Source organism: Streptomyces sp. NPDC052020, from assembly GCF_040680575.1.
GTDB lineage: Bacteria > Actinomycetota > Actinomycetes > Streptomycetales > Streptomycetaceae > Streptomyces.
Window position 1 is genome coordinate 47,540 of record NZ_JBFAWY010000004.1, and the last position, 7,030, is coordinate 54,569.

Genomic DNA, 7,030 nt, shown 5'->3' on the forward strand with positions numbered 1-7,030 from the left:
ACCTCCCATGAACACCTGAACTAATGAAAGGTTGAATGAGTCTTCATGTATTCCTGTATGGTGTCCGCGTGTCCACGACCCTCACCCCGACCTCCGTCCCCGCGCCGGCCCGGCACGCGCCCCGCCGGCGCACCCGCGTCCTCGCCCTGCCCGAGGCCCGCTGGGCGCTCGCGTCGCTGATCGCCTTCCTCCTGGCGCTCGCGGCGGACCTCGGCGGCGCCTCCGCCTGGGCCTACGGGCCGCTGTACGCGATCGCCTACGCCGCGGGCGGCTGGGAGCCCGCGCTGGAGGGCCTGCGGGCGCTGCGCGAGAAGACCCTCGACGTCGACCTGCTGATGATCGTCGCGGCACTGGGCGCGGCGGCCATCGGCCAGGTCCTCGACGGCGCCCTGCTCATCGTCATCTTCGCCACCTCCGGTGCCCTGGAGGCGCTGGCCACCGCCCGCACCGCCGACTCCGTGCGCGGTCTGCTCGACCTCGCCCCCGCCACCGCCACCCGGCTGAGCGGCGACGGCGGCGAGGAGAGCGTCCCCACCGCCGAGCTCGCCGTCGGCGACGTGCTGCTGGTGCGGCCGGGGGAGCGGATCGGCGCCGACGGAACCGTCCTGGACGGCACCAGCGAGGCCGACCAGGCCACCATCACCGGCGAACCCCTCCCGGTCCTCAAGACCCCCGGCGACGAGGTCTTCGCCGGCACCCTCAACGGCACCGGCGCGCTGCGCGTCCGCGTCGAGCGCGACCCGGCCGACTCGGTCATCGCCCGGATCGTCACCCTGGTCGAGGAAGCCTCCCGCACCAAGGCCCCGACCCAGCTGTTCATCGAGAAGATCGAGCAGCGGTACGCGGTCGGCGTGGTCGCCGCCACCCTCGCGGTCTTCGGCGTCCCGCTCGCCTTCGGCGAGGACCTCACCGGTGCCCTGCTGCGCGCCATGACCTTCATGATCGTCGCTTCCCCGTGCGCGGTCGTCCTCGCCACGATGCCGCCCCTGCTGTCCGCCATCGCCAACGCCGGCCGCCACGGCGTCCTGGTGAAGTCGGCCGTCGCCATGGAACGCCTCGGCGAGATCGACGCCACCGCCCTGGACAAGACCGGCACCCTCACCGAGGGCGCCCCCGAGGTGACCGCCGTACGCCCGCTGCCCGGCTCCGGCCTCGACGAGGACGCCCTCCTCGCCCTCGCCGCGGCCGCCGAGCACCCCAGCGAGCACCCGCTGGCCCGCGCCGTCGTGGCCGCCGCCCGCGCCCGCGGCCTGCGCCTGGCGCCCGCGACGGACTTCACGGCGACCCCGGGACGCGGTGTGAAGGCGGCCGTCGGCGGCCACGAGGTGCTGGTCGGCCGGGCCGACACCCCCGAGGGCGACGAGACCACCGTCCAGGTCACCCGCGACGGCACCCCCGTCGGCACCCTCGCCCTCACCGACCGGCTGCGCCCCGACGCCGCCGGCGCCGCCGCCGCGCTGACCACCCTCACCGGCACCGCCCCCACCCTGCTCACCGGCGACAACGCGCCCGCCGCCGCCCGCGTCGCCGCCGCCACCGGCATCACCGACGTCCGCGCGGACCTGCTGCCCGAGGACAAGGTCACCGCCGTACGCGCGCTGGAACAGGCCGGCCGCAAGGTGCTGTTCGTGGGCGACGGCGTCAACGACGCGCCCGCCCTCGCCGCCGCCCACGCCGGTGTCGCCATGGGCCGCGCGGGCTCCGACCTCGCGCTGGAGACGGCCGACGCGGTCGTGGTGCGCGACGAGCTGGCCGCCGTCCCCGCGGTGATCCGCCTCTCCCGGGCCGCCCGCCGCCTGGTCGTGCAGAACCTGGTGATCGCGGGGACGTTCATCACCGTGCTCGTCCTGTGGGACCTGATCGGCCACCTGCCGCTGCCGCTCGGCGTCGCCGGGCACGAGGGATCGACCGTGCTGGTCGGCCTCAACGGGCTGCGGCTGCTCAGGGAATCCGCGTGGCGATCCGGCCCCGCCCAGGAAGGACGACGCTGATGTCGGAATTCCGCCAGCCCCGGCGCGGCCGACGGGCCATGCTGGACGCATGCAGACGGGGATGCACACCGACACCGAGCGCTGCGTGCGCGCCGTCCGGTCCAAGGACGCCCGGTTCGACGGATGGTTCTTCACCGCCGTCCTGACCACCGGGATCTACTGCCGGCCCAGCTGCCCGGTGGTGCCGCCCAAGCCGGAGAACATGGTGTTCCACCCGAGCGCGGCGGCGTGCCAGCAGGCCGGGTTCCGGGCCTGCAAGCGCTGCCGCCCGGACACCACCCCCGGCTCCCCGGAGTGGAACCGGCGCGCCGACCTCACCGCCCGCGCCATGCGGCTGATCGCCGACGGCCTCGTGGACCGCGAGGGCGTGCCCGGCCTCGCCGCCCGGCTCGGCTACAGCACCCGGCAGATCGAACGCCAGCTCCTCGCCGAGCTGGGCGCGGGCCCCCTCGCCCTGGCCCGTGCCCAGCGCGCCCAGACCGCGCGGCTGCTCATCGAGACCACGGCGCTGCCGATGGCGCAGATCGCCTTCGCCGCCGGCTTCTCCTCCCTGCGCACCTTCAACGACACCGTCCGCGAGGTCTTCGCCCTCACCCCGAGCGAGCTGCGCGCCCGCGCACCCGAGCGGCGCACCGGCACCACCCCCGGCGCCCTCGCCCTGCGCCTGCCCTTCCGCGCCCCCCTCAACCCGGACAACCTCTTCGGCCACCTCGCCGCCACCGCCGTGCCCGGCGTGGAGGAGTGGCGGGACGGCGCCTACCGCCGCACGCTCCGCCTGCCCCACGGCCACGGCATCGTCGCCCTCGCCCCGCGCCCCGACCACATCGCCTGCCGCCTCACCCTCACCGACCTGCGCGACCTGACCGTCGCCATCAGCCGCTGCCGCCGCCTGCTCGACCTGGACGCCGACCCGGCCGCCGTCGACGAGCGGCTGCGCGTCGACCCGGTGCTCGCGCCCCTGGTCGACAAGGCCCCCGGCCGCCGGGTACCGCGCACGGCCGACGAGGCGGAGTTCGCCGTACGGGCCGTGCTCGGCCAGCAGGTCTCCACCGCCGCCGCCCGCACCCACGCCGCCCGCCTGGTCACCGCGCACGGCGTGCCCGTCGACGACCCCGAGGGCGGCCTCACCCACCTCTTCCCGGTCCCCGCGGCGCTCGCGGCGCTCGACCCGGCCACCCTGGCCATGCCCCGCACCCGCCGCACCACGTTCACCACCCTCGTCCGCCACCTGGCCGACGGCTCCCTCGACCTGAGCCTCGCCGGCGACTGGGCGGACACCCGCGCCCGCCTGCTCGCCCTGCCCGGCTTCGGCCCCTGGACGGCCGACGTCATCGCCATGCGCGCCCTCGGCGACCCCGACGCCTTCCTCCCCACCGACCTCGGCGTCCGCCGCGCCGCCAAGGAGCTGGGGCTGCCCGCCACGCCGGCGGCCCTCACCGCCCGCGCCGCCGCCTGGCGCCCCTGGCGGGCCTACGCGGTCCAGTACCTGTGGGCCACGGACGGCCACCCCATCAACTTCCTCCCCGTCTGAGATCCGGAAAGACAGCAAGGACACGCGCCGATGAAACAGCACACGGTCATCGACAGCCCGTACGGCCCGCTCACCCTCGTCGCCGACGACGGCGTCCTGTGCGGCCTGTACATGACCGACCACCGTCACCGCCCGCCGGAGGAGACCTTCGGCACGAGGGTTCCCGCGCGCGAGCGCGGCCGGGCGGCGGGGAGGGACGCGCACTCGTTCGCCGCGGTGGAGGAACAGCTCCAGGCGTACTTCACCGGCGAGCTGCGGGAGTTCAGCCTCCCGCTGAGCCTGGCCGGAACCCCGTTCCAGCGCAGGGTCTGGGACCAGCTCAACCGGATCCCGTACGGCGAGACCCGCACCTACGGCGAGCTGGCCCACGCCCTCGGCGTCCCGTCCGCCTCCCGCGCCGTGGGCCTGGCCAACGGCCGCAACCCGGTGAGCATCATCGTGCCCTGCCACCGCGTCATCGGCGCGAACGGCAGCCTGACCGGCTACGGCGGCGGCCTGGACCGCAAACGGCGCCTGCTGGACTTCGAGCGGGGCGCGGCGCTGTTCTAGTGCCGCGGCAGGCAACGTTTGCCCCGTCGCGACGCCCGGCACCCCCCCCAAGCTCTTCGAGCAGGGGGACCCCCACTCGCCGCACCGGCCGAAAGCCCAAGTACGTCCAGTACGAGGGCTTCCGGCCGACACTCCCCCAGCCTTCGGCCGGGGGGACCCCCAGAGCACGCACCGGACACCGCTCCTTGACGGGCAAACGTTGCCTGCCGCGGCACTAGCGACCCCGCCGCACGGCTCCTCCGCACCGGCGCACTGCCGCTTCGGCCGACAGGGCTCCAACCCTCCTACAGCCAGCCGCGTTGCGCCGCTTTGAGGCCTGCTTCGAAACGGCTCGTCGCGTCGAGGCGTTCCATCAGCGCGGCCATCTGGCGGCGCACCGTGCGCAGCGAGGTTCCGAGCCGCTTGCTGGCGGCCTCGTCGGTCATACCGGAGGCGAGCAGTTTGAGAAGGCGCTGTTCGACGGGACTGAGACCGGTCGCCGACTGGGTGACCTGATCGGCTCCGAGCGGGACTGAGGAGTCCCAGACCTGCTCGAAGAGGGCGAGCAGCGAGGCGACGATGCCCGGTGATCGCGTGCACAAGGCACCCAGGCGGGAGTTGTGCGGAGAGATGGGAACGAGCGCGACCGACCGGTCGAAGACGAGCAGACGGGACAAGAGCACAGGGCTGGTGCGCACTTCGGCACCTTCATCCGTGAGCCAGCGTGCGTAGGCCAGGGTGGCAGGGTGGTTCTTGATGCTGTTCTGGTAGACCGTCCGCATCCGCACGCCACGCGCCAGCGCGCTCTGGTCCAACGGCCGCGAGGCCTCGCGGCTGGCGTCCGATTGAGCGCCCCCCGGTATCAGTGCCAGGCATTCCTCGGTGAGCTCGCAGGTGAGCTGCTCCAACCGCGCCTGGATGGTGTCCATGCCGACCAAGCGCTCGGCGCCCTCGGACTCGGTGTTCGGCCGCAGCGTCGCGTACTCGGCCACGATCTGCGCGGCGGCCGCTTTGCTGCGGGCCAATTCCTGCTGACGCCGGGCCACTTCCTCCTCCTGGCGGTGCAGGATCACCTCCAGCCCCAGTTCCGGTGTGACCGCGCGCAGCCCGCCCGGCAGGTCGCGGGAGGGTCTGAGCAGTTCCAGGTCCACCAACTGGTCGAGGCCGTCCCTCGTCTCGGCCTCGGTCAGCGACAGCCGCGCGGCCAGTTCCGCCACCCCACCGGAGGGATCGTCCAGCATCCCCCGGTACACCGCTTCCACATGCGGGTCGAGCCCCAACGCTTCCAACATTCCCCAGCCCCCCAGCCGAATGAGTGCAGGCCACACGTTCCGTGCCCTGTGCGGCACACAGTTCGACACCTGTCACCAAGATGTCAGTCATCTTAGTGCCACCGAAAAGTCTTCTTCGCAGGTCGTAGGCACAGCAGGATGGTGATCACCGGAAGGGCGGAAGTCACGCACAGCACTTCTCCGTCCGGCTGTTCGCCACGCATCGCCGTACCTGGAGGATCAGATGTTGCGCACCGCTGCCCTGCTCGTCGTCACCGCCGTCCTGGGCGTTGTGACGGCCACCACCGCGGCGGCCGCCGACGAGTCGGCTGACACCAGCCGGGACTCCCGGCCAGTTGCCGTCCGCATCAGTATCAGCTGGGACTGACCAACGTGCGCGTGGTCCGCGCCTCGCTCTGCCACAGCGCTTCGTCCGCTGCCGTCCGGAGCATCAGCGTCCCCGTGGAAGACCTGCTGTGGGCGCACGCAGTGCCCGCCATCGGAGTGGAGCACATCCGGGCCCGCCCCACACCGTCAGGTGTCGACGTCTTCCTCTTCCTCCGCGCCGACTCGGACGTGATCGCCCTCGCGCACGCACGCGACCTGCTCGTCCGTGCCCGCGGCTTCCTCGGCGCCCAGGGGTTGAGCGCCAACCTCTCAACCGACTGAAGCGCCCTCGCACACTCCGCCCCCGAGCCATCGACACGGGGGTCACTTGCCTGCGACTTCACTGGAGACACCCATGCCTCGTTCCTTCCGCCGCACCCTCACTGCCGGCACCACCCTGCTCGCCGCCTCGCTCGCCTCCGTGGTCCTGGGTGTCTCGGTCCCGGCCCACGCCGCCGAGCACGCTCCCGCCAAGTCCGTCGCAGTCGCCTCCGCTCCGGCCGACGGCACCATCACCCCGTTCGCGCCGACCGTGCCCAACCCCACTACCGCCACCAAGGAGCAGTTGCAGGCCGCGGCCAAGAAGCGCGGCCTGAGCCTGCCGTCGGCACAGTCCGCTCCTGCGGCACTGGCCGCGGACTCCGCCGTGGGAGGCCAGATCACCCGCGCGGAGGTCATCAGCAGAGCCAAGACCTGGGTGGACGCGGGCGTGCCGTACAGCATGACCTCGTACCGTACGGACGCGAACGGCACCTACAGAACGGACTGCTCGGGCTTCGTCTCGATGGCGTGGCACCTGAAGTCGTCCTCCGCCAACAACTACGGGGAGACCACAGGCACGCTCCTCAACTTCACCAGTGCCATTGACAAGGACTCCCTGAAGCCGGGTGACATCCTGCTCAACCCGGCGGCGGGAGCCGACGGCCACGTCGTCATCTTCAACGGCTGGACCGACTCGAGCCGCACGTCGTACGACGCTTACGAGCAGGCGGGCAGCACTGGCGCGGTACACCGCACCATCCCCTACCCCTACTGGTCGGGCCACGGCACCTTCAGCCCGCGCCGCTACAACAACATCGTGGACAGCGGTGCCGGCAAGACGACGAAGGACCTGACCGGTGACGGTTTGGCCGATCTGGCTGTCTACGAGCCGGACGGCACCATCACGATGGGGCGTGGTTTCGGTGACGGGTTCACCGACTATCACAAGATCACGTCCGGGTTCGGCGGGTATGACGGCCGGCTTTCCTTCGCGGATGTCACCGGTGACGGCAAGGCCGATCTTCTGGCTTATGAGAAGGACGGCACCATCACGATGGGTG

General features: G+C 72.5%; 7 protein-coding genes. 6 read left to right on the top strand and 1 reads right to left on the bottom strand.

The window, feature by feature from the left end:
• Positions 1–35 precede the first annotated feature (35 nt).
• Genes AB0L74_RS04885 through AB0L74_RS04895 form a run of 3 tightly spaced genes read left to right on the top strand, consistent with a single transcriptional unit; the run spans position 36 to position 4,071 of the window.
• A complete protein-coding gene (locus AB0L74_RS04885) occupies positions 36–1,991 on the top strand; it encodes a heavy metal translocating P-type ATPase (protein WP_365645634.1) in 1,956 nt (651 codons plus the stop codon).
• A 49-nt stretch (positions 1,992–2,040) separates the two neighbouring features.
• Positions 2,041–3,522, top strand: coding sequence for an AlkA N-terminal domain-containing protein (locus tag AB0L74_RS04890; RefSeq protein ID WP_365645636.1), 1,482 nt, complete (start codon positions 2,041–2,043; stop codon positions 3,520–3,522).
• A 30-nt stretch (positions 3,523–3,552) separates the two neighbouring features.
• On the top strand, positions 3,553–4,071 hold the full coding sequence (locus tag AB0L74_RS04895; protein ID WP_365645638.1) for a methylated-DNA--[protein]-cysteine S-methyltransferase: 519 nt from the start codon (positions 3,553–3,555) through the stop codon (positions 4,069–4,071).
• 284 nt (positions 4,072–4,355) lie between these two features.
• Here the strand turns inward: AB0L74_RS04895 and AB0L74_RS04900 are convergent, their stop codons facing one another.
• Positions 4,356–5,342 carry a LuxR C-terminal-related transcriptional regulator gene (locus AB0L74_RS04900; protein WP_365645639.1) on the bottom strand — a complete coding sequence of 329 codons (987 nt, stop codon included), beginning with the start codon at positions 5,340–5,342 and terminating at the stop codon, positions 4,356–4,358.
• A 223-nt stretch (positions 5,343–5,565) separates the two neighbouring features.
• Between AB0L74_RS04900 and AB0L74_RS04905 the strand changes: the two genes are divergently transcribed.
• The 3 genes from AB0L74_RS04905 to AB0L74_RS04915 form a co-directional block, all read left to right on the top strand.
• Complete coding sequence (locus AB0L74_RS04905) at positions 5,566–5,709, top strand: hypothetical protein (RefSeq protein ID WP_365645641.1); 144 nt, start codon at positions 5,566–5,568, stop codon at positions 5,707–5,709.
• Positions 5,710–5,783: 74 nt separating this feature from the next.
• Positions 5,784–5,990 carry a hypothetical protein gene (locus AB0L74_RS04910; RefSeq protein WP_365645643.1) on the top strand — a complete coding sequence of 69 codons (207 nt, stop codon included), beginning with the start codon at positions 5,784–5,786 and terminating at the stop codon, positions 5,988–5,990.
• 73 nt (positions 5,991–6,063) lie between these two features.
• Positions 6,064–7,030: FG-GAP-like repeat-containing protein (locus AB0L74_RS04915; protein ID WP_365645645.1), on the top strand; the 967-nt coding region annotated here is incomplete at its 3' end.

Coding starts and splice junctions, on each gene's coding strand:
- AB0L74_RS04885 (WP_365645634.1), top strand. CDS start 36: ATGAGTCTTCATGTATTCCTGTATGGTGTCCGCGTGTCCACGACCCTC.
- AB0L74_RS04890 (WP_365645636.1), top strand. CDS start 2,041: ATGCAGACGGGGATGCACACCGACACCGAGCGCTGCGTGCGCGCCGTC.
- AB0L74_RS04895 (WP_365645638.1), top strand. CDS start 3,553: ATGAAACAGCACACGGTCATCGACAGCCCGTACGGCCCGCTCACCCTC.
- AB0L74_RS04900 (WP_365645639.1), bottom strand. CDS start 5,342: ATGTTGGAAGCGTTGGGGCTCGACCCGCATGTGGAAGCGGTGTACCGG.
- AB0L74_RS04905 (WP_365645641.1), top strand. CDS start 5,566: ATGTTGCGCACCGCTGCCCTGCTCGTCGTCACCGCCGTCCTGGGCGTT.